Source organism: Pseudomonas sp. MOIL14HWK12:I1, assembly GCF_000510705.1.
Taxonomy (GTDB): Bacteria; Pseudomonadota; Gammaproteobacteria; order Pseudomonadales; family Pseudomonadaceae; genus Chryseomonas; species Chryseomonas oryzihabitans.
Window position 1 is genome coordinate 1,000,938 of sequence record NZ_KI783307.1, and the last position, 25,947, is coordinate 1,026,884.

27 protein-coding genes are annotated in these 25,947 nt (G+C 66.6%); 4 read left to right on the forward strand and 23 right to left on the reverse strand.

Annotated features, from left to right (window positions below; genetic code table 11):
- Positions 1-57: 57 nt before the first annotated feature.
- Together PSEK12I1_RS0114645 and PSEK12I1_RS0114650 are read left to right on the forward strand one after the other, a co-directional pair.
- Positions 58-1,584 carry an NADH-quinone oxidoreductase subunit L gene (locus PSEK12I1_RS0114645; RefSeq protein ID WP_027602006.1) on the forward strand — a complete coding sequence of 509 codons (1,527 nt, stop codon included), beginning with the start codon at positions 58-60 and terminating at the stop codon, positions 1,582-1,584.
- Entirely contained in the window at positions 1,581-4,028 is a 2,448-nt protein-coding gene (locus PSEK12I1_RS0114650; protein WP_027602007.1) for a YbcC family protein, read from the forward strand. Before PSEK12I1_RS0114645 ends, PSEK12I1_RS0114650 begins: the two co-directional genes overlap by 4 nt.
- A 78-nt stretch (positions 4,029-4,106) precedes the next feature.
- On the opposite strand, the gene PSEK12I1_RS0114655 is transcribed toward PSEK12I1_RS0114650, so the two are convergent.
- From PSEK12I1_RS0114655 to PSEK12I1_RS0114745, 19 genes are all read right to left on the reverse strand, one after another.
- Entirely contained in the window at positions 4,107-4,523 is a 417-nt protein-coding gene (locus PSEK12I1_RS0114655) for an NUDIX domain-containing protein (RefSeq protein WP_027602008.1), read from the reverse strand.
- A gap of 120 nt (positions 4,524-4,643) precedes the next feature.
- Entirely contained in the window at positions 4,644-4,889 is a 246-nt protein-coding gene (locus PSEK12I1_RS0114660; protein ID WP_231501010.1) for a hypothetical protein, read from the reverse strand.
- A gap of 165 nt (positions 4,890-5,054) precedes the next feature.
- Positions 5,055-5,738 carry a DUF1989 domain-containing protein gene (locus PSEK12I1_RS0114665; RefSeq protein ID WP_027602010.1) on the reverse strand — a complete coding sequence of 228 codons (684 nt, stop codon included), beginning with the start codon at positions 5,736-5,738 and terminating at the stop codon, positions 5,055-5,057.
- A gap of 19 nt (positions 5,739-5,757) precedes the next feature.
- On the reverse strand, positions 5,758-6,417 hold the full coding sequence (locus tag PSEK12I1_RS0114670) for an amino acid ABC transporter permease (protein ID WP_027602011.1): 660 nt from the start codon (positions 6,415-6,417) through the stop codon (positions 5,758-5,760).
- Positions 6,417-7,070: an amino acid ABC transporter permease gene (locus PSEK12I1_RS0114675; protein WP_027602012.1), complete on the reverse strand. Its 654-nt coding sequence runs from the start codon at positions 7,068-7,070 to the stop codon at positions 6,417-6,419. The genes PSEK12I1_RS0114670 and PSEK12I1_RS0114675 overlap by 1 nt, the downstream gene beginning before the upstream one ends.
- Before the next feature lie 3 nt (positions 7,071-7,073).
- A complete protein-coding gene (locus tag PSEK12I1_RS0114680; protein ID WP_027602013.1) occupies positions 7,074-7,715 on the reverse strand; it encodes an urea carboxylase-associated family protein in 642 nt (213 codons plus the stop codon).
- 10 nt (positions 7,716-7,725) lie between these two features.
- On the reverse strand, positions 7,726-8,343 hold the full coding sequence (locus tag PSEK12I1_RS0114685; protein WP_027602014.1) for a DUF1989 domain-containing protein: 618 nt from the start codon (positions 8,341-8,343) through the stop codon (positions 7,726-7,728).
- A gap of 8 nt (positions 8,344-8,351) precedes the next feature.
- On the reverse strand, positions 8,352-9,200 hold the full coding sequence (locus PSEK12I1_RS0114690; RefSeq protein ID WP_027602015.1) for a transporter substrate-binding domain-containing protein: 849 nt from the start codon (positions 9,198-9,200) through the stop codon (positions 8,352-8,354).
- Between the two features lie 201 nt (positions 9,201-9,401).
- Positions 9,402-10,286, reverse strand: coding sequence for a MurR/RpiR family transcriptional regulator (locus PSEK12I1_RS0114695; protein ID WP_051399121.1), 885 nt, complete (start codon positions 10,284-10,286; stop codon positions 9,402-9,404).
- A gap of 156 nt (positions 10,287-10,442) precedes the next feature.
- Complete coding sequence (locus PSEK12I1_RS0114700; protein WP_027599703.1) at positions 10,443-11,150, reverse strand: FadR/GntR family transcriptional regulator; 708 nt, start codon at positions 11,148-11,150, stop codon at positions 10,443-10,445.
- 64 nt (positions 11,151-11,214) lie between these two features.
- Positions 11,215-11,553: an L-rhamnose mutarotase gene (locus PSEK12I1_RS0114705; protein WP_027602017.1), complete on the reverse strand. Its 339-nt coding sequence runs from the start codon at positions 11,551-11,553 to the stop codon at positions 11,215-11,217.
- Between the two features lie 29 nt (positions 11,554-11,582).
- On the reverse strand, positions 11,583-12,593 hold the full coding sequence (locus PSEK12I1_RS0114710) for a zinc-binding alcohol dehydrogenase family protein (RefSeq protein ID WP_027602018.1): 1,011 nt from the start codon (positions 12,591-12,593) through the stop codon (positions 11,583-11,585).
- 91 nt (positions 12,594-12,684) lie between these two features.
- Positions 12,685-13,701 carry an aldo/keto reductase gene (locus PSEK12I1_RS0114715; protein WP_027602019.1) on the reverse strand — a complete coding sequence of 339 codons (1,017 nt, stop codon included), beginning with the start codon at positions 13,699-13,701 and terminating at the stop codon, positions 12,685-12,687.
- A 14-nt stretch (positions 13,702-13,715) separates the two neighbouring features.
- Entirely contained in the window at positions 13,716-14,660 is a 945-nt protein-coding gene (locus PSEK12I1_RS0114720) for an ABC transporter substrate-binding protein (RefSeq protein WP_027599699.1), read from the reverse strand.
- 30 nt (positions 14,661-14,690) lie between these two features.
- Positions 14,691-15,677 (reverse strand): ABC transporter permease, encoded by a 987-nt coding sequence (locus PSEK12I1_RS0114725; protein ID WP_027602020.1) that lies wholly within the window; start codon positions 15,675-15,677, stop codon positions 14,691-14,693.
- Between the two features lie 37 nt (positions 15,678-15,714).
- Complete coding sequence (locus PSEK12I1_RS0114730) at positions 15,715-17,265, reverse strand: sugar ABC transporter ATP-binding protein (protein ID WP_027602021.1); 1,551 nt, start codon at positions 17,263-17,265, stop codon at positions 15,715-15,717.
- Positions 17,266-17,619: 354 nt separating this feature from the next.
- Complete coding sequence (locus PSEK12I1_RS0114735) at positions 17,620-18,855, reverse strand: nucleoside permease (RefSeq protein ID WP_027602022.1); 1,236 nt, start codon at positions 18,853-18,855, stop codon at positions 17,620-17,622.
- Positions 18,856-18,903: 48 nt separating this feature from the next.
- Complete coding sequence (locus PSEK12I1_RS0114740; protein WP_027602023.1) at positions 18,904-19,974, reverse strand: sugar phosphate isomerase/epimerase; 1,071 nt, start codon at positions 19,972-19,974, stop codon at positions 18,904-18,906.
- A gap of 2 nt (positions 19,975-19,976) precedes the next feature.
- Positions 19,977-21,143 (reverse strand): Gfo/Idh/MocA family protein, encoded by a 1,167-nt coding sequence (locus tag PSEK12I1_RS0114745; RefSeq protein WP_027602024.1) that lies wholly within the window; start codon positions 21,141-21,143, stop codon positions 19,977-19,979.
- Positions 21,144-21,305: 162 nt separating this feature from the next.
- Between PSEK12I1_RS0114745 and PSEK12I1_RS0114750 the strand changes: the two genes are divergently transcribed.
- Positions 21,306-22,301, forward strand: coding sequence for a LacI family DNA-binding transcriptional regulator (locus PSEK12I1_RS0114750; RefSeq protein WP_027602025.1), 996 nt, complete (start codon positions 21,306-21,308; stop codon positions 22,299-22,301).
- A 24-nt stretch (positions 22,302-22,325) separates the two neighbouring features.
- Here the strand turns inward: PSEK12I1_RS0114750 and PSEK12I1_RS0114755 are convergent, their stop codons facing one another.
- From PSEK12I1_RS0114755 to PSEK12I1_RS0114770, 4 genes are all read right to left on the reverse strand, one after another.
- A complete protein-coding gene (locus tag PSEK12I1_RS0114755) occupies positions 22,326-22,562 on the reverse strand; it encodes a hypothetical protein (protein WP_027602026.1) in 237 nt (78 codons plus the stop codon).
- Positions 22,559-22,816 carry a hypothetical protein gene (locus tag PSEK12I1_RS0114760; protein WP_027602027.1) on the reverse strand — a complete coding sequence of 86 codons (258 nt, stop codon included), beginning with the start codon at positions 22,814-22,816 and terminating at the stop codon, positions 22,559-22,561. Before PSEK12I1_RS0114760 ends, PSEK12I1_RS0114755 begins: the two co-directional genes overlap by 4 nt.
- Before the next feature lie 143 nt (positions 22,817-22,959).
- Positions 22,960-23,172 (reverse strand): hypothetical protein, encoded by a 213-nt coding sequence (locus PSEK12I1_RS0114765; protein ID WP_169742406.1) that lies wholly within the window; start codon positions 23,170-23,172, stop codon positions 22,960-22,962.
- Positions 23,173-23,466: 294 nt separating this feature from the next.
- Positions 23,467-24,354 (reverse strand): LysR family transcriptional regulator, encoded by an 888-nt coding sequence (locus PSEK12I1_RS0114770; RefSeq protein WP_027602029.1) that lies wholly within the window; start codon positions 24,352-24,354, stop codon positions 23,467-23,469.
- Between the two features lie 203 nt (positions 24,355-24,557).
- Between PSEK12I1_RS0114770 and PSEK12I1_RS0114775 the strand changes: the two genes are divergently transcribed.
- Entirely contained in the window at positions 24,558-25,940 is a 1,383-nt protein-coding gene (locus tag PSEK12I1_RS0114775) for a glutamine synthetase family protein (RefSeq protein WP_027599688.1), read from the forward strand.
- Positions 25,941-25,947: the final 7 nt, after the last annotated feature.

Here is a 25,947-nt window from a genome sequence, read left to right on the forward strand (position 1 = left end):
AAATAATTCGTACACATCCTGAAACTGTCGGTATCTGGTGTTCATGGAGTGTGCACAATGTCTAGCCTGCCGTTTTCCCTGGCTCCCCTGTTGCCCTGGGTCTATGCCCTGGCGCTGTTGCCCGCAGCCGTCCTCGCTTCACCCAGCCGACTCTGGCTACCCGCACGGGTCGTGGGTTATCTGGGCGTCTTCCTGGTGCTGGCGGCCTGGCTGCAGGCGCTCCACGACACCCGGGACCCCGACCGCCTGGGCCTGGCGATGGCCGGACTGATCAGCCTGCTGGCACTGGTGATCATCGAGTATTCCCGGCGCTATCTGGAGGGGGAGGCCGGGCAGCGGCGCTATGTGCTCGCGCTGCTGGGCACCCTGGCGGCGGTGGCCACAGTGGTCACCAGCGGCAACCTCGTGCTGGTGGCAGGTGCCTGGATCCTCTCCAGTCTGTGCCTGCATCTATTGCTGACCTTCTACCGCGAGCGGCCCCAGGCGGTCGTCGCAGCCCACAAGAAATTCCTCGCCAGCCGCCTGGCTGATATCAGTCTGCTGCTGGCGACCCTGCTGCTGGTGCAGGCCGGCGGGAGCAGCCAGATTTCGCTGATCCTCACCGCCGTGACCGTCCAGGTGCAGGCGGGGGGACCGCTCGGCTGGGAATGGCAGGGCGCGGCGCTGCTGCTGGCGCTGACGGTGATCCTCAAGTCGGCGCAGTTGCCGGTGCATGGCTGGCTGATCCAGGTGATGGAGGCGCCCACGCCGGTCTCGGCCCTGCTGCATGCCGGGGTGGTCAACCTGGGCGGCTTCGTGCTGCTGCGCTTCGCCCCGCTGTTTTCCGCCGCAGTGCCGGCGCAGAGCCTGCTGGTGCTGATTGGCGGCCTAACCGCGGTCCTGGCCGCGCTGGTGATGATGACCCGGATCAGCATCAAGGTCCGTCTGGCCTGGTCGACCTGCGCGCAGATGGGCCTGATGCTGCTGGAATGCGGGCTCGGTCTGTACGAACTGGCGCTGGTACACCTGCTGGCCCACTCGCTCTACAAGGCCCATGCCTTCCTCGCCGCCGGCGAGACGGTGGCCCACGCCCGCCAGCATGCCCTGCAGCCGCCGGCACCCACGCTCGAACTGGGCGGCCTGCTGCGGGCGCTACTCACGGCCGCGCTGGCGCTGCTCCTGTTGCAAGGACTCTGGCGTTGGCTGCTGCCCAGCCATGAGCTGCCCCTGGTGGCTCTGACGCTATTGGCGATCGGCCTGGCGCCCTGGTGCCTGCGCCGCGACCAACCCGCCCATGGCCTGCGCATGTTCGGCCTGCTGCTGGGCGCTTACCTGCTGTGGCACCAGGCGGCCGGTTGGCTGCTCGACCAGCACCTCGCCACGGCGCCGCTGCCGCTGACCGTGGTGGCGATGGTCATGCTGGTCGGACTTTACCTGGTGCAGGGCCTGCTGCTGGCCCGACCGCACGGCGCCCTGGCGCAACGGCTCTACCCCCTGGCTTTTGCCGGCTTCTACCTGGACGAGCACTTCACCCGCCTGACCTTTCGCCTGTGGCCGGCGCGTGCGCCCCAGCCGCTGAACGCAACCCTTGGAGATCGCGCATGACCGTCCTCGAAACACTTCCCAGCCTTGAGCACCAGGCCCTGCACGAGGCCGCCCGGCAGGCCTGTGCGCGCATCGCACCGACCTGGCCGCTGGATCGCATGATCGCTGTGAACCCGCTGTGGGAGCGACGCGACCAGGCCTGGCAGGCCGTGGCCGCGCAACTCTGGCAACGTGCCGGCAGCCGCCTGACCCTGGAAGCGGCCGACTATCGCCAGGCCTGGCAGGAGGGGCATATCGCCGAGCGTCATCTACAGCAGGCGCTGGCCGAGCAGGGGCTGTCCTGTAAGTCCGCACGACTGCTGGAGACGCTGGACGCCCCTGCCGAGGCCGGCCAGGGGCTACCGCTGCTGGAAGATCTGGCCGAGCCAGGGATCCCGCTCCCGGGCTGGCCGGCGCTGATCACCCACCAGATCGGCCAGAGTTGCGCAGCCTGGTTCGATCGTGAACAGGCGGATTGGCGTCCGTCAGACGGTGACGGGCTCTATCAGACCTGGCGCGCCAGCCTGCTGGTTGATCGGGGTTTGAGCGTACTCAGCGGTTGTCGCGAGCTGCACAGGCGGATCGCCGAATTGCCGGCACTACCCGAGGCGGCCCTGGAGGCGGCAGTCGACCGCCTGGGGCTGCCGGCACGAGACTGGGCCGCCTGGTTCGACTGCCTGCTGCTGCGCAACCTGGGCTGGGCCTCCTGGTGCGCCTATCGGCGCTGGCAGGCCCGGCTGCAGGGAGAGGACGACCGCACGCTGCTGGAGTTGCTGGCCATTCGCGCGGCCTGGGAGTGGCTGGTGGATGATCGGCGGCGCGATGCCGACAGTCGTTGGCAGTGCTGGCGGGCGGCTTGGGAGGAGGGGTTGCAGCGGATGCCTTCGGCCAATTGGCAGGCCCTGCAGCTGTGGCAGCGCGCCGACGAGCTGGCCTGGCAGGAGCACCTGCAGCAGGCGTTGTGCCACAGCGTACCGGCAGCCTTGCCCCCGGCGCCGCTGGCCAAGCTGTTCTTCTGTATCGACGTCCGCTCCGAGCCCCTCAGGCGCGCCCTGGAGCAGACCTGCCCGGCCCTGAAGACCGGCGGTTTCGCCGGCTTCTTCGGGCTACCCATCGCCTTTACCCCGTTGGGTACCGGTGCCACGCGCCCGCAATTGCCGGGCCTGCTCGCGCCGCAACTGCAGGTCAGCGAGGGCAGTGGCGATGCCATACGGGATCGGCAATTGGCACAGGTGCGTCAAGGTCGTCTGGTGCGGCTGGGTCGCTGGCGGCTGTTCGAGCGGCTGCCGGCCTCGACCTTCACCCTGGTGGAAAGCGTCGGGCTGGGCTATGCCGGGGCGCTGTTGGGACGGACCTATGGCCTGGCCGGTGGCGCGTCTTCGCCCAAACTCAGCGCCTGGCGCCGCCATGAGCGGCAACAGCTGCAACCACAGCTACCGGAGATGTCACAGCTGCAGCGGGTCGACTTGGCCGAGCGTATCCTCAAGGCCATGGGCCTGAACGGGCCGGTGCCGCCCCTGCTGGTGCTGCTCGGCCATGGCAGTCAGAGCGCCAACAACCCTCAGGCGGCGGGTCTGGATTGCGGCGCCTGCTGTGGTCAGAGCGGCGAGATCAATGCGCGGCTGCTGGCCGGCCTGCTCAACGATGCCCAGGTGCGCGCCGGGCTGCGGGTGCGCGGACTCGACCTGCCGCCGCACTGCCAGGTACTGGCCGGGCTGCACAACACCACGACGGATGAGGTGCAGGTCTTCGGGTGCGAGTCGCTTCCGGCAGAGCTCCAGCCCAGCTGGCAGCGCCTGCGGCTGGCACTGGACAGCGCCAGCGCCGAGGTGCGGCGGCAGCGGGCGGGCAAACTGGGCCTGGCGCCGCTGCCGGCGCAGCCGGAAAGATTGCTCGGCCAGCTGCGCCGGCGGGCCCGTGACTGGGCGCAGACCCGGCCGGAATGGGGCCTCGCCGGCAATGCCGCCTTCATCGCCGCACCGCGGGCGCGCACCCGCGCGGTGGACCTGGAGGGCCGCGCCTTCCTGCACGACTACGACTGGCGGCAGGACCAGGAGGGCAAGGTGCTGGAGCTGATCATGACGGCGCCCATGGTGGTGGCGCACTGGATCAACCTGCAGTATTTCACCTCGACCACCGACAACCTGCGCTTCGGCAGCGGCAACAAGTTGCTGCACAACGTGGTGGGCGGCCATATCGGCGTGTTCGAAGGCAACGGCGGCGACCTGCGCACCGGTCTGGCGCGCCAGTCGCTGCACGACGGCCAGCAGTGGATGCATCGTCCGCTACGCCTGCACGTGGTGATCGAGGCGCCGCGCGCCATGATCGATCAGGTGATCACCAACCACGCCGTCGTGCGCGATCTGGTGCGCAACGGCTGGCTGCACCTGCTGCGTCTGTATGGCCTGCCGGCTTGGCTCGAGCTGCGCACGGCCGGCGGGTGGCAGCCGTTGCCCAGGGGCTGACGCTTGCCGGCGCCAGGCTACCCGAAGTTTCAAGCGGCCTGGCAGCTGCATCCGAGACCGAGGGGGCAGGGCCCCTTGCTAAGAGGTCAGCAGTTGCCGCCTCAGCAGGGGAAGGATCACGTCGCGGGTCAGGGGCGCCAGCGGCAGATCGCCGGGTTCGTCCACTGCGACCCATACCGCCTCTTCGATTTCGGCGGCAGGCACCGCCTGGTCCCCCGCGCGCAGGGCGACCTGATACAGCGCGCAATCGACCCTGAACCCGGGTTCGTTGGCGGCGAGCGCCTGATGATTGCCTAGATAGGTCGCGGCCTCTGCGGTGATGACTAAGCCAAGTTCTTCCCGCAGTTCGCGGATCAGGGCTTCCAAGGGTTGCTCCCCCGGATCCACCTTGCCGCCCGGTTGCATGAAGGCGGTGGTGCCACCCTTGCGCACCAGCAGCAGCTGCCGGCGTTCGTTCAGGAGGATGGCAGCGGCGATGTGGAGGGTAGGGGTCAAGGCAGGCGTCCCGGTTGAGGTGGGTGGGTCACCGTGCAGTGAACCGATCGAAAAGGCAATCGTCGGCGCTCCTGGCTACGCCTGGTCATGAGGGCGCGTGACGGCCGTCGAAGATCTATTTCAGCGATCGCTGTGCAGCGCATAGCCATTGAACCCTGCCGCGAACAGCAGGGCGCCCCAGAGGAAGAGGTCCGTCTGCAGGAATTCGCGCTTTATCGAAGCGAACTTGATGCCGCGTTGCAGGGAAAGGGAGGGATCGATCAGCCACCCCAGAAGGACGATAGCCAGGCCCAATATCATGGCGATCGCGCCGATGCTCTTCAGGACGTGCTTCACCTCGGTAACCCCCTGCGCGAAAAACGGCATCCAGCGAATCATCGCCGGGGGTCAAGGGTATCGATCAATAAAGGGCCGCGTGTAAAACTTCCTGAACGCTTGTAAACAAGTGTTAAAGGGCGGCCTCAGGCACCAGGGCAGAGTCACCTGGCAGCGACCGGCGTCACCCGAGGTGACACCGGCGCATCTGGCGGCTCAGCCCGATCGTGCTGCCAGATGCGCAGGTACCCAGGGACCGCGGAGCGGGATGTGGGGAAAGGCGTCGTCGAGGATGCGCAGCTCGGCGTCCTTGGGCGTGTTGTCGCCTTCCCCCTGAATGCTGACGATATCCTGGGGACAGGACGAGAAGGCGACGAAGCAATCCATTTCCGCGCGAAGGGTGATGAAGTCGCCTGGGCGGGTCACCGTGGGCAGGGTGGCCAGGTGGATGTTGTCCGGCTGTACCCGGATGTTCATGAAGATATTGAAGGAAGCGAGGCTGCGCCGGGGCGGCGTGACGCCCAGTTCCAGCATGCCCTCGACCAGGTTGTCGGTGCAGTTCCTGTGGTAGTGGGTGCAACCGAGCAACTCGTAGCGCCGGCGGTCGCAGGCCGCCATGAAGGTATCGTGGACCCCCGGGGAGGTGTCTTCGACCACGGTCAGGATCGGGTGGCGCTCGCTGGTGACGAAGCTGTCGCCGACCACGGGATTGAGGTGCTGGGTATAGACCCGAGTGGCCTCCATGCACATGTATTCGTTAAGGTCATAGGCGTTCCAGGCCCAGCAGTCGACGACCTGGGTACCGTGGGTATTGATGACCTGCACGCTTTGGCCGGTGCGTAGCCGGATGGCCTTACCGTGACCGGCGGGTATGACGATGGAAGCGGCGGGAGAGGGCATGGATGAACCTCGTGGATGACTAGGGGATACGATGGCGGGTAAGGCGGCGCTCCCAGGCGCCGGCGGCCGCGTCGATGGCGAGCGTGACCAGCCAGTAGCTCAAGGCGACCGCCAGATAGATTTCCAGGGGGGCGTAGCTTTCCGAAATGGCCTGCTTGGCCGCGTACATGAATTCCTCGACCGATACCACCGACAGCAATGCCGAATCCTTCAGCAGGCCGATGAACAGGCCCGTCGCCGGTGGCAGGGCCACGGGTAGCGCCTGGGCCAGGGCGACATGGCGAAAGCTCTGCCAGCGCGACATGCCCAGGGCGCTGCAGGCCTCGAATTGCCCGGGAGGAATGGCCGCGAAGGCGGCGCGCAGCACCTGGGCCAGATAGGGACCGTAGTAAAGGGTCAGGGCCGTCACCCCCACGAGGGGCGAGGACAGGGTGAGGCCGTACTCCGGCAGGATGAAGAAGAGCACATAGATCAGCACCAGCAGCGGCAGGCCCAGGATGAGGTCGGTGTAGCCGCGCGCCAGCGTCTGCAGCAGTGGATTGCGGCTGCGCAGCCGGATCCAGGCTAGCAGGGCGGCCAAGAGCAGGGCGGGCAGCGCCGTGACCAGGGTGAGCTGCAGGGTGTAGACCAGTCCGGCGAGCAACGACGGGGCGTAGGTCAGGATGATGCCCAAATCCATCAGGGGTTCCTCGCGGTGGCGAAACGCCCTTCCAGGCGCCGCGCGAGCAGCAGGATCGGCCAGCACACCAGCAGGTAGCCGGCGACAACCGGTAGCATCACCGGTCCGGCCTCGTAGGTGCGGGCGATGATCAACTGTCCGGCATAGGTCAGCTCGGTCACGGCGATCACGGACGCCAGGGGCGTGGTCTTGACGATCAGCGTGAATTCATTGGCCAGCGCTGGCAGGCTGCTCCGCAGCGCCTGGGGTGCCAGGACGTGGCGCCAGCACTGCAGGCGGGAGAGTCCCAAAGCGAGGGACGCCTCGGTCTGGCCGCTGGCCAGGTTGCGATAGCTTCCCCGCAGGATTTCCGCGGTATAGGCGGCGCTGTTCAGGCCGAGCGCGAGCACCGCGGCCAGCAGCGGCTTGCCGCCCAGGCCGAGCAGCGGCAGCGAAAAGAACACCAGGAACAGCTGAACGATGGAGGGCGTTCCGCGCATCAAACTGATGTACAGGCGTCCCAGTCGGCTGGGCAGCCAGGCCTGGCGCTGGCGCAGCCACCAGACGATGTGGCCGACGCTGAAGCTGAGCAGCGCTGCGGCCAGCGTCAGCTCCAGCGTGACCAGCAATCCGGGACCCAGCTCCGGCAGGATCTTGAGCATCTGTTCCAGCACGGGTTACTCCGGGAAGTCGCTCAGGCTTTCCGCGACCGAAAGTGCCACGGCGCCGACCTGATCGTTGCCGGGAATGCCGGTGCAGCAGGTTGAGACGACGAAGAGCATGTCCTGCACCACGCGACAGGTGATCCGGTCGCCCGCTTTCGTCCGGTTCGGCTGGGGATGCAGGCTGCCATCGCGTTCCAGCACGACATGCATGAACAGGTTGATGGGATCCGGAAGCTTGGGCGGTTGTCGACCCAGGCGTGCGAGTTCGGCCTGTACCGCCTCGACGCAGCCGGGTTGCGTATAGCCTCGGCTGCGTAGGAAGGCGCTGGTGGAGGCGGGCAGCAGCAGGTCGTGGGTGCCCAGGCTGTCCTTGCCCAGGACCATCACCGGGCGCCGCCGGTTGTTCACCAGCCGCATGCCCGAGCTTAGAACATAGGAGTTACTGAATACCCGGGTGTGGTGGACCGAGAGATGCACCATGGGATCCTCCTCGCTGAAGCCGAACAGGCTGGCCACCGTGCCGGCGTCAACGGCTTCGATCCGCAGCAACTGACCTCGCTTCACAGCGATCGAACCGGCACTTCCGGCAGGGACGTCGACCCGCTGCAAGGGCAGCGGCGCGCGCTCGGCGAGGTGTTCTTTCATCAACAGCATGGGGCGGTCCTCAGGCGGGGGTGGGAGCGGTGTCGGCAATGCGGATATCAATGGGCGTCACGTGCAGGCCATTGCCCGGAATGATGTCCTGCGGACAGGAGGACACGGCGCAGACCAGGTCCTTGAGCGCCCGGAACACCACGTGATCGCCCGCCCTGCTCCTGGGGTCGGTGACCTGCATGCGGCCGTCCGCGGTCACCGGTCCGTTCTGGAACAGGTTGAAGGGCTCCGGCACGTTTACCGCCAGCAGGCCGTAGCCGGCCAGACCTTCGTGCAGGTTGTCCAGGCAGTTGCGGTGGCCGTCCACGCCGAAATCCACGCTGAAGCGGGTCGGATCGCAAGCTGGCACGTTGGCATCGTGGACGCCGATGGTGTCGGCGATCACCTCCAGCAGCGGCTCGTCGGCCGTAGAGTAGAGGTAGTCGCCGACCGTGAAGAACAGCGAGTTGAGGCGACGGCGGGTGTGTACCGGGGACAGTTGTTCCTCGAGCTGGCCCAGCACGACGGCGACGAAGTCCGCCGCCTGCTGCCCGTCAATGTCGATGATGGTGAGGTACTGGCCGGCACGAACCTCGAAAGTCCGGCCGTGCCCGGCCGGGACGTGCACGTGATGGGTTGGGCAAGGCATGGGAAGACTCACTGGCGGGGGATGAAGTCGGTGGTGGGCAGGTCGAAGCTGACCCCGAGGTGGCGCTGTTGCAGCGTTTTCAGTTCGCCGGATTGCTCGAGGGCGATGATTTCATCGCTGATCACCTTGTTCAGGCGCTCGTCGTCCTTGCGGGTGGCCCAGCTGATCCATTGGCTGTCGCCCAGTTCGCCGACCTGCTTGACCTTGCCGGGCAGTTGCTTGGTCAGACCGCCCAGCACGGTGAGATCGTCGAAGACGAAATCGGCACGGCGGGTCATGAGCGCGGCCAGGGTCTGGTCGACGCTGTCGACACTGATGATCTTGATCGGCGGGCGCTGCTGAGCCTTCAGCTGGACGTTGAACTGCTTGAGCAACTGCTCGGGCGCAGTGGTGGCCTTGACCGCAGCGGTCAGGCCGGAGAGGGCTTCGACGGTGAGCGGGGAGGCCGTCACCCGGGTCTCGTCGGCACGCACCAGGACCGCGTTGACGCTCTTGCCGAAGGGCACGGTGAAGAGCACCTTGGCGGCGCGCTCGGCGGTGACGTTGAGCGAGGAGCCTTCGGCGTCGACGGAGCCGGCGATCAGTGCCGGAATGATCCCGCTGAAGGCCATCTTCTGGTACTCGAGTGCGACGCCCAGTCGGGCGGCCACCCGCTGCATGATTTCCGGTGTGTAGCCGACGATGGTGCCGCTGGCGTCGGTGTACTCGTAGGGCGCGAAGGTGGGATCTATGGCCACGACCAGCTTGCCCCTGGCTTTCACGTCATCGAGGGTATCGGCGCTGGCGGCGCCCAGAAGGCCGAGCCCGAGGGCCAGTGCGGAAAGCGTCAGCGCACAGCGGTAAGGGAGAGAAGTCATGGGAGCGCCTTGGTCGGGTGGGGTGACCCAAGCGTCATCGCAGAAAGCATGCCACGTCAGCCGAGCGGCGGAGCGACTGCCGCAACCTGTTGAAGAAACTAATGTTTCTTGTAATTTATATTTGAAATTTATGTTTCTGATGCCTGGGCGCACGTCTGATCCGTTGCCTTGATCCGGTGCATGACGAATTGAAATGGTGCGTCAGCGTGGGTTATCCAGCTCTTCCAGCTGCTGGTGCAGACGCTCGGCAGTTTCCAGGTGGGAGGTCTTGCGGGCCGTCAGTTCCTTGCCGACCAGGGAGCAGAGCAGATTGGTCATGGCCGAGACGCTGCTGTTGCTGTCGAACATCAGGGTGCTTTCGGTGTGGCAGCGGATCACCCAGGTCGCCAGTTGTGCGGGGCTGCCGGCCAGGACATCGGCCAGGTAGAGCATGCGGACCCCCAGCTGGCCCATCACGACCATGGTCTTCTCGAGTTGCGGCATCCGTCGCCGCAGCCCGATGCAGATGGCCACATCGTCTGGCCCCAGGCCTGCGAGATATTCGGCCAGGCTATCGCCGGGCGAGGGCAGCAGCAGGATGTCGCCGCGAACCTGGATCAGGTGGCTGCGGACCATGTGGGCGATGGTCTGGCTATGCCGAAAGCCGATGATGACCACCCGCCGGGCACCCACGATGGCGTGCACGGCAGCAAAGAGTTCGTCCCTGTTCAGCGACTGGTAGGTCTGCCGGACGTTGGCCAGTTCCTGCTCCAGATGATGCTGCAGGAGGTCATCCACCGTGCGTTCGGTGGCGCCGCGATCCTGCAGATAGAGCGGTGAGCCCTCTCCACGCAGCACTCGGGCCTGGCGCCGGGCTTCGTCGTAGGAGGCATAGCCCAGCGTCCGGAAGAAGCGAGTGGCGGTGGCCTTGGAGACGCCGGCACGGGTAGCCAGCTCCGTCGCCGTTTGCATGGCGAGCTGGCCAGGGGCGGCCAGGATCACGTCGGATAGCTTCTGCTCCACGACCGACATCTGTTCGTAGCGTGCCTTGATCCGACTCTCCAGGGAGGTGGGTGTCGGTAGCCGAGTCTTGTCGGATGGCAGCATCGAGCGGCTCTGATCTGCGAGGGGAGGCTGCAGTCTAGCGGCAAAGGCGTTGCCGAGCGTAGTGCTCCGCCCGGGCATTCGGCGAGGCCAGTAGACGAAGCGCCCGGGAGGCGTGCCAATGGCAGCGACGGATGTCCTGGCGGTCGTGCTTCCTCCTCACTCCTCGCTGGACGCGAACCCCTCCAGCCAGCGCGCTTCCGAGCAGAGCAGGTGGTGGCGCATGGCGGTCTGGGCGCCGATCAGGTCGCGGGCTTCCACGGCGCGCAGGATGGCCTCGTGCTCGGCCACCGCGACGCCCCAGGTCTTCTGGCTTTCGGTCTGCTCGGCGACATGGGTGGAGATGGGGCTGTGGCGCTCGTCGAACAGTGAGGTGATGATGCGCACCAGCGTGGAGTTGCCGCTCATCCGGGCCAGGCGGCAGTGGAACTTGCGATCGTCCTCCATGGGCGACAGCCCCTGGGCGATCTTGTCGCTCATGTTCTGGATGCACTTCGCCAGGTAGCGATAGTCGGCCTTACCGCCCAGGGAGCAGGCCAGCACGATGGCCGCGCCTTCGATGATCGCCCGGGCGTGCATCAGCTCCGAAGGACTCTCGCCGAGGGTGGAGGTCCGCGCGCCGTTGTTCAGCAGGGCCGCGTTCACATAGATGCCGGAGCCCTGGCGGACCTCGATGCTGCCTTCGATCTCCAGGGCAATCAGGGCTTCGCGCAGCGACGGCCGGGAGACGCCCAGCAACTGCGCCAGGTCGCGCTCCGGGGGCAGGCGGGTGCCGGCTTCGATGGCGCCCTCGCGGATGTGCTGGCGCAGGCGGTCCGCGATCTTCTGGTAGAGCTTTCTTTCGGTGGTGGCAGTGGGCAGCGTCATCGATGAAACCTGCATCTTCAAGGGCTTCAGTATCTCATGGGCTACCCGGATCGGCGCCAGCGACCTAGGGCAGGGCCGCCAGTTCGAACAGCGGGGTCGCCAGCTGCCACTTTTCCGATCCCGCCTCCGGCGAGGACAGCTGATAGCGCGCCATCAGGGTTTCCCATTCCTGGACCTTCGGATTGCGCTGTTCCAGCTCCTGCATGCGGGCGAAGGAGAAGTCCGGCCCCGCCTCGAGCAGCATGGTCAGGCGGCAGCCGAGGCGCCAAATGGTCATGTTGGCGACGCCGGCTTCGCGCAGATGGGCGATGACCTCGGGCCAGACCGCCGCGTGCTGGCGTTCGTATTCGGCGATGAGTTCGGGGTCGTCCCGCAGGTCCAGCAACAGGCAGTAGCGTGTCATGGTCTCGCTCCTCGGCCAGGTCAGGCCCGTTAGATTTCGACGATGGCTTTGACGACACCGCGGGCCGGGTCCAGCAGCTCGGCGAAGCGGGTGGGCAACTCGGCCAGTTGCAGGCGATGGGTATTGAGCGCCTGGTCCGGGATCAGGCCTTCGCGCAGGCAGCGCTCGACGTGCTGGAAGTCCTCGGCGGTGGCGTTGCGACTGCCGAGCAGGGTGGTCTCGCGCTTGTGGAATTCGGGGTCGGCGAAGCGGATGTGGTCCTTGACCACCGAGATCAGCACATAGCTGCCGGCATGGGCGACGAATTCGAAACCCCGCTCGATGGCGCGGGCGTTGCCGGTGGCGTCGAACACCACATCGAAGAATTCGCCATCGGTCAGCCGCGCCAGTTCGTCCTTGTCGCCGTCACCGACGGTGACCGTGGCGGCGACCTTCAAATGCTGGCGACAGAACGCCAGGCGATCGGTGCGGGTGTCGAGGACGGTGACCTGGGCCCCGGCGATACCGGCGAAGATGGCCGCGGCCATGCCGATCGGACCGGCGCCCACCACCAGCACGCGCTGGGCCTGGCCCAGGCCCGAGCGGCGCACGGCATGGGCGCCGATGGCGAGAAATTCCACCATGGCCGCCTGGTCGAGGCTGAGGCCCTCGGCCTTGAAGACGAAGCGGTCGGGCAGGCTGAGGTATTCGGTGAGGGCGCCGTCGCGATGCACGCCCAGCACCGCGATCCTGGTGCAGCAGTTGGTCTTGCCCTGGCGGCAGGCGATGCACTGGCCGCAGGACAGATAGGGCACCACGTAGACGATATCCCCGGCCTGCAGGCGCCCGCTGTCGTCGGTTTCCTCGACGACGCCGGAAATCTCGTGGCCCATCACCCGTGGGTATTCCAGATAGGGCTGGTTGCCTTCGTAGATGTGCAGGTCGGTGCCGCAAACGCCGACCCGGCGGATGCGGATCAGGGTTTCGCCTTCGCCTCGGGCAGGCTTGGGCGTATCGCGCGAGACCAGCAGGCCGGGTTTTTCACAGATGACGGTCAGCATAGGAAGACTCCGCATCGCATCGGGATGCACGTTGGATTCAGGGCGGCGAGCGTCCGTCGCCACAGAGGCGGGTGGAAAGGGCGGTGCGGCTTCATGCCGGGGCTCCCGCCACGGGAGCGTCGGCGTCCAGCAGGCCGCGCTGCTTGAGGGTGCTCCAGAACTCCGCCGGAATCGGCGTCTGCAGCCAGGCCAGGTTGCTGGCGACCTGCTCGGCGCTGCGTGCGCCGATGACCGCCGAGGCGACCGCCGGATGGGCCAGGGGAAATTGCAGGGCGGCGGCGGCCAGAGGGATCGCGAAGTCGCGGCAGACCTCCTGCAGCGCTCGCACCTTGGCGACCACCGCCGGCGGCGCCGCGCCATAGTCGAAGTGCTGGCCACCGGCGAGGATCCCGGAGTTGAAGACCCCGCCGGCGACGATGGCGTGGCCCTGGGCCCGGCAGCGATCGAGCAAGGGTTTCAGGCCTTCCTGTTCCAGCAGGGTGTAGCGACCGGCCAGCAGCGTGCAGTCCAGCGGGCACTCCTCGAGGCTGTCGACCACCACCTCCCATTCGTTGACGCCCAGGCCGATGGCCTGGATCTGGCCACTGCTGCGCAGTTCTTCCAGGGCGCGGAAACCGCCGCCCCGGGTCAGCGCCTGCCAGTGGAGGTCGTGCCGCTCGCCGTGGGTGCGGCGGCCGATGTCGTGCACATAGAGGATGTCGATCCGCGCCAGCCCCAGTCGCTGCAGGCTGTCTTCGTGGGACCTCAGGATGGCGTCGTAGCGGTAGTCGTAGACCGGCTTGAAGGGCAGCGGCCGTTCCCAGCCGTCGCCGTTGGCGCGCTCGCTGCCGTTGGACGCGAGCAGCCGGCCCACCTTGCTGCTGAGCACGAAGTCATCCCGTGGCTGTTCGTCGAGAAAGGCCCCGAGGCGATGCTCCGAGCGGCCATAGCCATAGAAGGGCGCCGTGTCGAAATAGCGGATGCCCTGCTGCCAGGCGCCGGCCAGGGTGTCGACGGCCTGCTGCAGCGGCATGTCCCGGTACAGCCCGCCCAGCTGGGAGCAACCGAGCCCGAGCACCGGCAGGGCCAGCGGGCTTTTCGCCAGGGGACGCCGTTCGGAGAGATTCATCGCCAGGCCTCCGCTCAATAGAGCACGTTGCGTGCGTCAGGGCTGTCCAGGTTGGCCTTGTCAATGAGCAGGACGCCGGTGTCGATGAACTTGGGCACCTTCTGCTTCTCGATGACCTTGATCACCGTGGCGACCGATTCCAGGCCCATGCGATAGGAACTCTGCACCACGATGGCGTCCAGGGTGCCGTCGCGGACGAAGCCCTGCAGGTCTTCGTTGCCGTCGAAGCCGATGGCCTGCAGCTTGCCGGCCTTGCCGGACTGGGCGATGGCCCGCGCCATGCCGACCGCGGTGGGTTCGTTGGCGCCGTAGATGCCCTTGAGGTCGGGATTGGAGGCCAGGACGTCGGTGGTCTGGTTGAGGGCGTTGGCCATCTGCGACTGGGAATAGAAGGGGCCCACCACGGTCAGCTGCGAATGCTGCTCCAGGTACTTGCGGAAGCCGCCGACCCGGCCCACTTCCGAACCGGTGCCCGGCACATAGGACATGATGGCGATCTTGCCGGTCTTGCCGACCTTTTCGATCATGCGCTGGGCGGACAGCTCGCCGGCCTTGTTGTTGTCGGTGGAGAGAAAGGACTGGTAGTAGGGCGCGCCGCTTTCCGCCACCGAGGAGTCGATCAGCACCACCGGGATATGGGCTTCCCAGGCCTGCTTGATGGCCGGGACCAGGGCATCGGGGTCGGACGGCGCCAGCACGATGCCTGAGACGCCACGGTTGACGGCGTTGACCACCATGTTCACCTCGTCCGCGATCGCCGATTCCGACGCCGGTCCCTGGAAGGTGACCTTGTAGTTGGCGTGCTGCTTGGCCGTTTCCTGCACGCCCTTCTGCACGTTCTGCCAGTAGTTGGAGTTGGCACTCTTGACGATGACGGCGATTTCGCCGTTACCGGCCAGCGCCAGGGAAGTCGCGGCGGAGAGGGCGACACCCAGGACCACTTTCTTGAAGTTTTTCATCGGTCGTTCCTTGTTGTTGTTATCGAGGGTTCACTTCTTGCGGTTGCGGAGCTGGTCGATACAGACGGTCAGCAGGATCACCAGGCCGATGATGATCTGCTGGGTGAAGCTGGAGACGCCGAGCATGTTGAGGCCGTTGCGCAAGACACCGATGGTGAAGGCGCCGATCAGGGTGCCCGACACGCTGCCGATGCCACCGGAAAGGGAGGTGCCGCCGATCACCGCGCTGGCGATGGCGTCCAGTTCGTACATCACCCCTTCGTTGGGCTGGGCGGTGACCAGGCGTGACATCAACACCGCGCCGGTCAGGCCCGCCAGCACACCGGACAGCACATAGGTGAAGAGGGTGACCGCGCGCACCTTGACCCCGGAGAGCCGGGCCGCTTCGGCGTTCGAGCCCACGGCATAGATGTGGCGGCCCAGGCGGGTGCGGCTGAGCACCAGCCACAGGGCGATGGCCAGTACGATCATGATGATCACCGGGTAGGGGATGCCGGGAAAGATCACGTTGGGAAAGCCGTCGTCGCCGATGCGTTCGATGCGCCCCAGGGTGCCGTTGCCGAGCACGCCGAAGGCGGCGCCGAGGCCGGAGATGGGCTGGGCATCGGTCAGTCTCAGCGCCAGGCCGCGGGCCACCAGCATCATGCCCAGGGTGGCGATGAAGGGCGGCAGCTTGACCAGGGTCACGAACAGCCCGTTGATCGCGCCGCAGATCCCGCCGACGATCAGGCCGACCAGGATGCCCACCTCGATGGAGGCGCCGGCCTTGACCGCCATGGCGTTGGCCACGCCGGCCAGGGCCAGCACCGAGCCCACCGAGAGGTCGATGCCGCCGGTGATGATCACCGCCGTCGCGCCGAGGCCGAGAAAGGCGATGGAGGTGACCTGCAAGGCCACGCTCATGCCATTGCCCATGGTCAGGAAGGCGCTGCTCATGGAGGAAAACACCGCGATCAGCGCCAGCAGGCTGACCAGGGCGCCAAACTTCTGCAGGAATTCTTTTTGTTTTTCGGTCATTTCTCTGTCTCGCTCGACACGCGTGGGCGAGCTGCCGTCAGTGCGACGTGCAGCCGGAGGCGTAGTGCATGATCTGGTCCTGGGAGGTGGCCCGGGTCTCGACGTCGCCGGTCAGGCGACCTTCGTGAAAGACCAGGATCCGATCGCTCATGCCGAGCAATTCCGGCAGCTCCGAACTGATCAGGACGACGCCGATGCCCTGGGCCGCCAGCTGGTCCATCATTTCGTAGATGGCGTACTTGGCGCCGACGTCGATACCCCGGGTGGGCTCGTCGAAGAACATGATCCGGGCGTCGCGGAACAGCCATTTGCCGATGATGATCTTTTGCTGGTTGCCGCCCGAGAGATAGCGGGTGACCTTGTCGATCGAGGGCGTGCGGATGTCCAGCCGCCGCACGTAGTCCTGGGCGACCCGCGCCTCCTCGCCGAAGCGGATGAACCCCAGCGGCCCGCAGAGGGCGTCCAGATTGGCCAGGGTCAGGTTGTGCGCCAGGGTCATCTTGACCGCCAGGCCGTCCTTCTTGCGATCCTCGGACAGGTAGGCGATGCCTTCATCGATCCCGTCGCGCGGACTGCGGATGGTGACCGCGCGGCCGTTGATCTCCACCTCGCCGGCATCCAGCCGGTCGGCGCCAAAGATCGCCCGGGCGATCTCGGTGCGGCCGGCGCCCATGAGGCCGGCGAAGCCGAGGATCTCGCCGCGGCGCAGCTCGAAGCTGATGTCCTGGAAGACCCCCTTGCGGGTCAGGCCCCGCGCCCGCAGCAGCACCTCGCCGGTGGGCACGGCGGTGCGTGGCGGAAATTTCTCGTCGAGGGAGCGCCCGACCATGCCCGCTACGATGGCGTCGACACTGGTCTCGGCGAAGCGCTGGGTGGAGACGTAGCGACCGTCGCGCAGGATGGTCACCCGGTCGACGATGTGGCGCATCTCGTCCAGCCGGTGCGAGATGTAGAGCATGCCGACGCCGCGCGCCTTGAGGTCCTGGATGACCTTGAACAGCGCCTGGGTCTCGCTTTCGGTCAGGGAGGAGGTCGGTTCGTCGAGGATGAGCACCCGGGCGTCCAGCGACAGCGCCTTGGCGATCTCCACCATCTGCTGCTGGGCCACCGACAGCTTGGAGACCGGCGCGCGGGGGCTGATGGCCACGCCCAGGCGCGCCAGGCAGGCTTCGGTGTCCGCCTGCATCTTGCGCCTGTCGATCAGGCCGAAGCGCACCGGCTCTCGGGCCAGGAAGATGTTTTCCGCCACCGTGAGGTGGGGTACCAGGTTGAGCTCCTGGTGAATGATGGCGATGCCCACCTGCTCGGCTTCCGATACCGACTTGAACTGCCGCTCTTCGCCCAGGTAGCGGATCCGCCCATCGTCCGGCGGCTGCTGGCCGCTGACGATTTTCATCAGGGTGGACTTGCCGGCGCCGTTCTCGCCGCAGATGGCATGCACCTCGCCCGGGTAGAGGCTGAGGCTGACATCGTTGAGGGCCACGACGCCGGGAAAGCGCTTGGAGATGTTTTCGAGCGTCAGACAGGGCGCGGGCGCAGCCGGTACGGGGCCGCCACCTTCGCCGCGGGGCGATGGGGTATCCAGCATGGTGCTCTCTCTTGTTGTTGTTCTAGGGTCGCTGCCCTATGTGAGATCCATGGCAGGAAAAGCTACACCCCAGTCTGGATATCTGGCAAGACCAATTGGATTTTTTCGAATTGGTCTTGCCAGACTGCGGTCTGGTTGGTGAAAGCCTCATGGCCCAAGGCAGGCAATGGGCGCCGGAGGGTCAGGCGCTCGGGCCAGCGTGGCCTTGCTGCAGAGGAGGGCGCGGGAGAGATAGCCCCAAGGCGCAGACCCGCAGGCGCAGCGCCTGCGCCACGGGTCCAGCTGGATCGTCGGGGAGGAAGGCGCTGATCGGAGGCCCGACCCAAGTCGAGTCGGGCCTCCGATCGCAATGTCCTAGCGCACGGGCGCAGCCGCCGCGGCGCGTGCCGGGCGGGCGTCGCGGAAGGTAACCAGGAAGGCCAGCAGCACGCCCAGGGAGAACAGCGCCGGGAACAGCCAGATGCCCTGCCAGTCATGGCCGGCGGCGCTGGCATAGTGGTCCGAGACCATCCCGGCGACCCGGAAGCCGACCAGCATGCCCACGCCATAGGTGGCCAGGGTGATCAGGCCCTGGGCCGCGCTCTTGTTCGCCTCGCCGGCCTTGGCGTCGGTGTAGATCTGCCCGGAAACGAAGAAGAAGTCATAGCAAACGCCATGCAGGGCGATGCCCAGCAGCAGGTAGGCGAGGGCGTCACCCTGGGCGCCCAGGGCGAAGCAGCCATAGCGCACCGCCCAGGCCAGCATTCCCACCAGCAGGGTGCGCTTGAGGCCGAAGCGGCGGATGAACAGCGGCAGCAGCAGCATGAAGCCCACCTCCGACACCTGGCCGAGGGTCATCATGCCGGTGGGATTGGCCACCCCCAGTTCGGCGAGAAAGAGGTTGGTATTCTGGTAGTAGAAGGCCAGCGGAATGCAGATCAGCACCGAGGCGGCAAAGAACACCGCGAAGCTGCGGTCCTTGAGCAGGCGCAGGGCGTCCAGGCCGAGCATCGCGCCCAGGCCGCCGCGGGTGGCCGGCAGCGGCGCGGTGCGCGGCAGGCTGAAGCTGTAGAGACCGAGGATGAGGGAAGCTGCGGCGCCGAGCAGGAAGGTGTTGCGCAGGGCCCCGGCGGCGATGCCGCTGCGGCTGTCCCAGGCGAAGACGAAGCTGATCGCCAGGCCGGCGGCAATCCAGCCCAGGGTGCCCCAGACCCGGATCCTGGCGAATTGCCGGGCTGGATCGGCCAGGTGGCGGAAGGCCACGGAGTTGGCCAGCGCCAGGGTCGGCATGTAGCAGAGCATGTAGGCCAGTACCAGTGGATAGAAGGTGGTGAAGTCGGCCGCCGCATAGAGCTGGTAGAGCAGCACCGCGCCGGCCAGGTGCAGCAGGCCGAGGATGCGCTCGGCGTTGAAGTAGCGATCGGCGATCAGGCCGATCACGAAGGGCGCCAGGATCGCGCCCCAGGACTGGGTGGCGAAGGCCTGGCCGATCTGGCCGCCATTGGCGCCCAGGGTATTGCCGAGAAAGGTCGCCAGGGTGACGAACCAGCTGCCCCAGATAAAGAACTGCAGGAACATCAGGGTGCTCAGGCGTAGCGAAAGTGCGTTCATCGTCGATTCCTTGTTGTGGGTTATGTGACGAAAAAACGAGGCGGATCCTTACTCCAGGCCGAGCATCCGCCGATTGCGCGCCGGGTCGGCGTCGCTGCCGGCGAAGTCGTCGAAGGCGCGGGTGGCCGGCTGGATCAGATGGCGCTGGATGAAGGGCGCTCCTTCGGCCGCGCCCTGGGCCGCGTCCTTGAGGCAGCACTCCCATTCCAGCACCGCCCAGCCGTCGAAGCCGTACTGGGTGAGCTTGCTGAAGATGGCGCCGAAATCGACCTGGCCATCGCCCAGGGAACGGAAGCGTCCCGGCCGCTCGGCCCAGTCCTGGTAGCCGCCATAGACGCCGCTGCGGGCATCGGGACGGAATTCCGCGTCCTTGACGTGGAACATGCCGATGCGCGCGTGATAGCGGTCGATGAAGCCCAGGTAGTCCAGTTGCTGCAGGACGAAATGGCTGGGGTCATAGAGGATGCGCGCGCGGGGATGGTCGTCCACGGCCGCCAGGAAGCGCTCGAAGGTGGCGCCGTCGTGCAGGTCCTCGCCCGGATGCAATTCGAAGCAGAGGTCGATGCCTTCTTCGCCGTAGACGTCGAGGATCGGTCGCCAGCGCCGGGCCAGTTCGGTGAAGCCCTCGTCCACCAGGCCGGCGGGCCGCTGCGGCCAGGGATAGACGTAGGGCCAGAGCAGGGCACCGGAAAAGCTCGCCACCGCCTTGAGACCGAGGCGGCGACTGGCCTTGGCGGCCAGCTTGAGCTGCTTGACCGCCCAGGCCTGGCGCTCCTCCGGACGACCGCGCAGCGCCGGCGGGGCGAAGCCGTCGAAGGCCTCGCTGAAGGCCGGATGCACGGCCACCAGTTGCCCCTGCAGGTGGGTGGAGAGTTCGCTGATGGCCACCCCGGCGTCGGCGCATTGCCCGAGCAGTTCGTCACAGTAGTCCTGGCTGGCGGCGGCGCGTTCCAGATTCGGGCACTGGGGGCCCAGCGTCGGCAGCTGGATGCCGCGGTAGCCGAGGTCCGCCGCCCAGCGCGCCAGATTGGGCAGGGTGTCGAAGGGCGGCTTGTCGTCGAGAAACTGGGCGAGAAAGATCGCCGGGCCCTTGAGGCCGGGACGAGCGTTGGCGGCCATGTTCAGGCTCCTAGGGTCGGTAAGGGGGTCCAGGCGCCCTGGCGCCGATGGCTGGCCAGGGCGGTTTCGATAAAGGCCAGGCCGCGCCAGCCGGTGGTGATGCCGGGCAGGCCCGGCGCGGGATCGGCGGGATCGCGAATGGCCGCGGCCAGCTCGCGATAGAGATTGGCCAGGGCTTCGAGATAGCCCTCCGGGTGCCCGGCGGGCAGGCGCAGGCGCTGCTGGGTGCCGGCACTCAGCCAGGGCAGACCGAGGCCGGCGCGCAGGGTCTGCGGCGGTTGGTCGAGGCTGCGCAGCAGCAGGCTGTTGGGCGCCTGCTGCTGCCACTCCAGACTGCCGCGCTCACCGTAGAGGCGGATGCGCAGGCCATTCTCCTCGCCGATGCAGACCTGGCTGGCCAGCAGGCTGCCGCTGGCGCCCGCGGCGGTTTCGAACAGCACCATGACATCGTCGTCCAGCCGCCGACCGGGCAGGTGGCTGCGCAGGTGGGCGCTGAGGCGGGTGATGGGCTGGCCGCCGATGAATTCGGCGAGGCTGAAGGCATGGGTGCCGATGTCGCCCAGGCACCCGCCCGGGCCGGAGAGGGCCGGATCGTCGCGCCAGGCCGCCTGCCGGTTGCCGGTGGCGGCCAGGTCCTGGGCGAGCCAGCCCTGGGGGTATTCCACATGGATCTTGCGCAGTGCCCCCAGCTCGCCGCGGGCGACGCGCTCGCGGGCTTCCCACACCAGCGGATAGCCGAGGTAGGTGTGGGCCAGCGCATAGCGCAGGGGCAGGGCGGCCAGCGTGTCCGCCAGGCGCTGCACCTGGGCCAGGGAGATGCCGGCGGGTTTTTCCGAAAAGACGTGGAAACCGGCGCTCAGGGCCGCCTGGGCGATGGGCACATGGAGATCGTTGGGCGTGACGATCACCAGCAACTCGACCCGTTGCTCGGGGGGCAGTCGGGCTTCGCTGGCCAGCAGGGTCTCCCAGGAGGCATAGACCCGTTCGGGCGCCAGACCCAGCTCGCGACCGGTCGCCTCGTTGTTGGCCAAATCACGGCTGAAGGCGCCGCAGACCAGTTCGAGCGCGCCATCCAGGGCCGCGGCGCGCCGATGGGCCGCGCCGATGAAGGCGCCCTGGCCGCCACCGATCATGCCGTAACGGACCTTGCCGCCGGTTTCAGCCTGCATCCTCTTACCCTCGGTTTGTTATTGTGTTGAGTGTAACCGGTTACATCTGCGGGTATTTGGAGCCTGCGGCAATCGTTAGTCAAGCGCCCGGCGGATGTACGGCTTGCCCGCACGCCGGGCTTTGCGCACAGTTGCACCCTTTCCCACGCCAACCGAGGCCGCATGTCCAATATCCGCAGGGTCGCCGAACTGGCCGGGGTATCGGTCGCGACCGTCTCGCGTACCCTGAAGAATCCCGAGGTGGTGGCGCCGGCGACTCGCGAACGGGTGCAGGCCGCCGTGACCGCGGCCAACTACCGCCCCAACGCGATGGCGGTGCAGTTTCGCTCGCGCCGCACCGGCAACCTGGTGGTGCTTGTGCCGCTGATCGCCAACAGCTTCTTCGCCCGCGTCATCGCTGGGATCCAACAGGCGGCCCAGGCGGCGGGGTATCGGGTGCTGCTGTGCGACACCGCGGGCGACGAGGCCCGCGAGCGCGAGTACGCCGAACTGGTCTATGCGCGGCAGGCGGATGGGGTGATCCAGCTGCGCGCCTTCGATCCCTTCGCCGGGGACCCCGACGCACCGCCGGTGGTGAATGCCTGCGAGGTGCTCGCCGAGCACGCCTGGCCCAAGGTGCGGCTGGACAATCGCGCCGCCGCCCGCTGCCTGACCGAACACCTGCTGGCGCTCGGTCACAGGCGCATCGCCCTGATCAAGGGACCGGAACGCAGTCCGCTGACCCTGGAACGCCTGGCGGGTTATCAGGAGGCGCTCAACCAGGCCGGTGTCCCGCTGGACCCTGACCTGCTGCACCCGGGTGATTTCACCCTGGCCGCTGGTGCCGCCGCGGCCCGGGCGCTGTTGAAGCTTTCGGAGCGGCCGACGGCGCTGTTCTGCTGCAGCGACGAGATGGCCATCGGCGCCCTCCAGACCCTCCGCGGCGCCGGGCTGCGGGTGCCCGAGGATCTGTCCCTGGCAGGCTTCGACGACATCGCCTTCGCCGCCTACAGCGATCCCCCGCTGACCACCATCGCCCAACCCGCGGAGGCCTTCGGCCAGCGCGCGGTCGCCCTGCTGCTGGAGACCCTCGCCGGTTCGCCACCGCCCTGTCGGGAGGTGGTGCTGCCCTTCGAGCTGGTGGTACGGGGCAGTACCGGCCCCTGCCGCCCTGGCTGAGAGGCCGGTTGCGCGGAGGTCCGCTCAGACGCGGGAGGCGCGCACCAGCGCCAGTCGCTCGCGGATATAGCTGTCGTTATCGATCGCCTGGACGTCGAAGGGGATGACGATCGCGCGCCGGTCGGCGCGCGAATACAGGCGCGCGAAGATCGAGCCGTCCGGGCAGGTCGGGCTGACCAGCACGGTCCAGCCGTCCAGTTCAGGCGTCAGGCGCTGCATCAGTGTTTGCGTGGGCAGCGTGGCGAGTTTGGCGTTCTTCATCGGTCTGGCCTTGGATGCTTGGTGATGACTTCATTGGGGGCTCGGCGCCGCTCGGCATCGCGCTCGCCGGACGTGCTCGAGCCAGCCGTGCGGCGCAGTCGCTCCAGCAGCCTGGACAGCGTCGGACGCCTCGCGGGGTGGCGCCGCGCCAGGGCGCTGGCGAAGGCGGGTGGCTGCCGGCTGCCGGTCGTGTCGTTCAGCTTTTCGAGAACGGAGTCGAGCCGGCAGCTCTTGATCTGCGAATGGACGCTCATGCTGGACGGAGCCTGATCGTGCGCGCCTTCTTCCTGAGGGCGACGTTACCCAAGGTCTGCATTTGCCGGCAGCGATGCGGAACCCCAGGAGGCGTTTCGCCTAAGAGTGCCGCGCCGCCTGGACTTGCACTGTCAGTCGTCAGCTAGCTTGTTTCCGTGGCAAGTCGAACTGCGACTTCCTCCACCAGTTGGATAGTTTCCGCCGTCAGGGCTTCGAACTGAAAGAGCATGTCCTGTAGTTGCGGACTGCCCATATCCACATTGCGCAGTTGATCGATTCTCAACGTCAGCAATCTGTGGATCTGCAGCAGGCAGTCACGATCGGGATTCTCGGGGATGACGAACAGGCGGCTCATCGTTGTCTCCATGGACAGGTTCCTCACGCCCATCGATATCGCCTAACCCGCTTGTTTTTTAAGGCAATTCGTCGCCGACGATCTACTTGGAAAGAGCGCCTTGCGTGCTTGACTCTTGTTGTCGGAAGAGCGCTTGAGGGCTCTTGGTCGCATTAGCGACCTTATCTTCAAAAAGCTCGTGAAGAATGCGTGAAAAATTCGTTAAAACCTTTTTAGGTGTTTGTTTAAGTGGGACGTGGTGTTTCAAAAGTTTTAGGCAAGTTGGCAGCAAAACGGACGAACGAACGCTTCGTTTCAGGCCTGACAGACATCCGCTATCCGCGCCTTCAACAGATTCGCCAACTCATCGAAGAGGATCTGCACCGAGCGCAGCGACAGATTGTCCGGGCGGGTTAGCAGCCAGATATCGGTGTCGCAACCGGGCAGCGCCGGACCCAGGCGTTCGACGCCTTCCAAGCTGCTGATCATAAAGTCGGGGAGGGCGGCCACACCGAGGCCGGCGCCGACCAGGCTGCCGACCGAAGACATGCTGCTGCAGCGATAGCGCGGAGTGAGGCTGGGATAGGCCTGTCTCAGCCAGGCGACCGAGACGTGATCGGCGAGGGAGTCGTCCGGGGCGATCCAGGGCAGCTCGGTGGCCAGCTGGCCGTAACCGCTGCGATAGCGCTCGTGACCGCAGACGAAGTAGGAACTGCGGCCGAGCCGGCGGCCGATCAGGTGTTCGGGCGGGGCGTTGGACAGGCGCAGGGCGATGTCCGCATCCCGTCGGCTCAGGCTGGCGAAGGTGTTGGAGGTGGCGACTTCCAGGGCGACCGCGGGATAGCGCGGCATGAGGTCGGCGAGGCCGGGCAGCAGCAGGCTGCGCAGCACGGCATCGGTGCAGGTCAGGCGGACCGTGCCGCTGATGACGTTCTCGCCCTGGGTGAGGGCGATGCGCGCCGCATCCAGCGCCTGTTCGGCGCGCTCGGCCTGTTCGGCGAGGGCCTTGGCGCTCTGGGTCGGGGTGTAGCCGCGGCGGGTCTTGTCGAACAGCGCGACCTGCAGATTGGCTTCGAGCTTGCGGATGGCGCGAAAGACCGTGGAGACGTCCACCTGCAACTGTTCCGCCGCGCGGGCCAGGGTCCTGCCGCGGACCAGGGCGAGGATCAGCTTGAGATCGGCATGACCTATCTGATATTGCATCGGTGCATTCTTCCTTTGCCGATTCGCCGATATGGGTTGCGCTCATGCCAATTTATACTGGCCCGGCCCCCCCCAGGGCAATCAGGTGGAAGGGCGGACCTTGCAGACAGGGTCGGCGCCTGCAGCAACCACCGCCCACAGCCACGCTGCCAGACCCGCACGAGCAAGCACAACGAAGCGGGCCAGCGTCAAGGATGCCTCCCATGAATTCGATATCCCCCCGCGTCGTCCAGCTCACCGAAGCCAACGGCTTTCTCAAGGAGCACCCCGAGATCCAGTACGTCGATCTGTTGATCACCGACATGAACGGCGTCATCCGGGGCAAGCGCGTCGAGCGGGCCAGTCTCTCCAAGGTCTATGAGCGCGGCATCAATCTGCCGGCTTCGCTGTTCGCCCTGGACATCAACGGCTCCACGGTGGAAAGCACCGGCCTGGGCCTGCACATCGGCGACGCCGATCGCACCTGCTTTCCCATTCCCGGCACCCTGAGCTACGAACCCTGGCAGAAGCGCCCGACCGCGCAACTGCTGATGACCATGCACGAACAGGACGGCTCGCCGTTCTTCGCCGATCCGCGCGAGGTGCTGCGCCGGGTGGTGAAGAAGTTCGACGACCTGGGGCTGACCATCTGCGCCGCCTTCGAACTGGAGTTCTATCTGATCGACCAGGAGAACGTGAACGGCCGGCCGCAGCCGCCGCGCTCGCCGATCTCCGGCAAGCGGCCGGTCTCCACCCAGGTCTATCTGATCGACGACCTGGACGAATACGTGGATTGCCTGCAGGACATGCTGGAAGGCGCCAAGGAGCAGGGGCTACCGGCCGATGCCATCGTCAAGGAATCCGCGCCGGCGCAATTCGAGGTCAATCTGCATCACGTCGAAGACGCCATCAAGGCCTGCGACTACGCGGTGCTGCTCAAGCGGCTGATCAAGAACATCGCCTACGACCATGAGATGGATTCCACCTTCATGGCCAAGCCCTATCCCGGCCAGGCGGGCAACGGCCTGCACGTGCACATCTCGCTGCTGGACAAGCAGACCGGGCAGAACATCTTCGCCACCGACGATCCCGAGCACCATGCGCCGCTGCGCCATGCCATCGCCGGCATTCTCGAAACCCTGCCGGCGTCGATGGCCTTCCTCTGCCCGAACGTCAACTCCTATCGCCGCTTCGGCGCCCAGTTCTATGTGCCCAATGCGCCGAGCTGGGGCCTGGACAACCGCACCGTGGCGGTGCGCGTGCCCACCGGCAGCAGCGAGGCGATCCGCATCGAACACCGGGTCGCCGGGGCCGATGCCAATCCCTATCTGATGATGGCCTCGATCCTCGCCGGCATTCACCACGGCATGACCCAGCGCCTGGAGCCCTGCGCCCCGGTCAGTGGCAACTCCTATGAGCAGCTCGAACAGAGCCTGCCCAACAACCTGCGCGACGCCTTGCGCCGGCTGGACGACAGCGCGGTGATGAACCAGTACATCAGCCCCGAGTACATCGACATCTTCGTCGCCTGCAAGGAAGCCGAGCTGGAGGAGTTCGAGACCACCATCTCCGACCTCGAATACAACTGGTACCTGCACACCGTCTAGGAGGCGT

What these genes read in the sequence shown, in the direction of transcription:
- PSEK12I1_RS0114645 (WP_027602006.1), top strand. Translation starts at nt 58, where the DNA reads ATGTCTAGCCTGCCGTTTTCCCTGGCTCCCCTGTTGCCCTGGGTCTAT.
- PSEK12I1_RS0114650 (WP_027602007.1), top strand. Translation starts at nt 1,581, where the DNA reads ATGACCGTCCTCGAAACACTTCCCAGCCTTGAGCACCAGGCCCTGCAC.
- PSEK12I1_RS0114660 (WP_231501010.1), bottom strand. Translation starts at nt 4,889, where the DNA reads ATGCCGTTTTTCGCGCAGGGGGTTACCGAGGTGAAGCACGTCCTGAAG.
- PSEK12I1_RS0114665 (WP_027602010.1), bottom strand. Translation starts at nt 5,738, where the DNA reads ATGCCCTCTCCCGCCGCTTCCATCGTCATACCCGCCGGTCACGGTAAG.
- PSEK12I1_RS0114670 (WP_027602011.1), bottom strand. Translation starts at nt 6,417, where the DNA reads ATGGATTTGGGCATCATCCTGACCTACGCCCCGTCGTTGCTCGCCGGA.
- PSEK12I1_RS0114680 (WP_027602013.1), bottom strand. Translation starts at nt 7,715, where the DNA reads ATGCTGTTGATGAAAGAACACCTCGCCGAGCGCGCGCCGCTGCCCTTG.
- PSEK12I1_RS0114685 (WP_027602014.1), bottom strand. Translation starts at nt 8,343, where the DNA reads ATGCCTTGCCCAACCCATCACGTGCACGTCCCGGCCGGGCACGGCCGG.
- PSEK12I1_RS0114690 (WP_027602015.1), bottom strand. Translation starts at nt 9,200, where the DNA reads ATGACTTCTCTCCCTTACCGCTGTGCGCTGACGCTTTCCGCACTGGCC.
- PSEK12I1_RS0114695 (WP_051399121.1), bottom strand. Translation starts at nt 10,286, where the DNA reads ATGCTGCCATCCGACAAGACTCGGCTACCGACACCCACCTCCCTGGAG.
- PSEK12I1_RS0114700 (WP_027599703.1), bottom strand. Translation starts at nt 11,150, where the DNA reads ATGACGCTGCCCACTGCCACCACCGAAAGAAAGCTCTACCAGAAGATC.
- PSEK12I1_RS0114705 (WP_027602017.1), bottom strand. Translation starts at nt 11,553, where the DNA reads ATGACACGCTACTGCCTGTTGCTGGACCTGCGGGACGACCCCGAACTC.
- PSEK12I1_RS0114710 (WP_027602018.1), bottom strand. Translation starts at nt 12,593, where the DNA reads ATGCTGACCGTCATCTGTGAAAAACCCGGCCTGCTGGTCTCGCGCGAT.
- PSEK12I1_RS0114715 (WP_027602019.1), bottom strand. Translation starts at nt 13,701, where the DNA reads ATGAATCTCTCCGAACGGCGTCCCCTGGCGAAAAGCCCGCTGGCCCTG.
- PSEK12I1_RS0114720 (WP_027599699.1), bottom strand. Translation starts at nt 14,660, where the DNA reads ATGAAAAACTTCAAGAAAGTGGTCCTGGGTGTCGCCCTCTCCGCCGCG.
- PSEK12I1_RS0114725 (WP_027602020.1), bottom strand. Translation starts at nt 15,677, where the DNA reads ATGACCGAAAAACAAAAAGAATTCCTGCAGAAGTTTGGCGCCCTGGTC.
- PSEK12I1_RS0114730 (WP_027602021.1), bottom strand. Translation starts at nt 17,265, where the DNA reads ATGCTGGATACCCCATCGCCCCGCGGCGAAGGTGGCGGCCCCGTACCG.
- PSEK12I1_RS0114735 (WP_027602022.1), bottom strand. Translation starts at nt 18,855, where the DNA reads ATGAACGCACTTTCGCTACGCCTGAGCACCCTGATGTTCCTGCAGTTC.
- PSEK12I1_RS0114740 (WP_027602023.1), bottom strand. Translation starts at nt 19,974, where the DNA reads ATGGCCGCCAACGCTCGTCCCGGCCTCAAGGGCCCGGCGATCTTTCTC.
- PSEK12I1_RS0114745 (WP_027602024.1), bottom strand. Translation starts at nt 21,143, where the DNA reads ATGCAGGCTGAAACCGGCGGCAAGGTCCGTTACGGCATGATCGGTGGC.
- PSEK12I1_RS0114750 (WP_027602025.1), top strand. Translation starts at nt 21,306, where the DNA reads ATGTCCAATATCCGCAGGGTCGCCGAACTGGCCGGGGTATCGGTCGCG.
- PSEK12I1_RS0114755 (WP_027602026.1), bottom strand. Translation starts at nt 22,562, where the DNA reads ATGAAGAACGCCAAACTCGCCACGCTGCCCACGCAAACACTGATGCAG.
- PSEK12I1_RS0114760 (WP_027602027.1), bottom strand. Translation starts at nt 22,816, where the DNA reads ATGAGCGTCCATTCGCAGATCAAGAGCTGCCGGCTCGACTCCGTTCTC.
- PSEK12I1_RS0114765 (WP_169742406.1), bottom strand. Translation starts at nt 23,172, where the DNA reads ATGAGCCGCCTGTTCGTCATCCCCGAGAATCCCGATCGTGACTGCCTG.
- PSEK12I1_RS0114770 (WP_027602029.1), bottom strand. Translation starts at nt 24,354, where the DNA reads ATGCAATATCAGATAGGTCATGCCGATCTCAAGCTGATCCTCGCCCTG.
- PSEK12I1_RS0114775 (WP_027599688.1), top strand. Translation starts at nt 24,558, where the DNA reads ATGAATTCGATATCCCCCCGCGTCGTCCAGCTCACCGAAGCCAACGGC.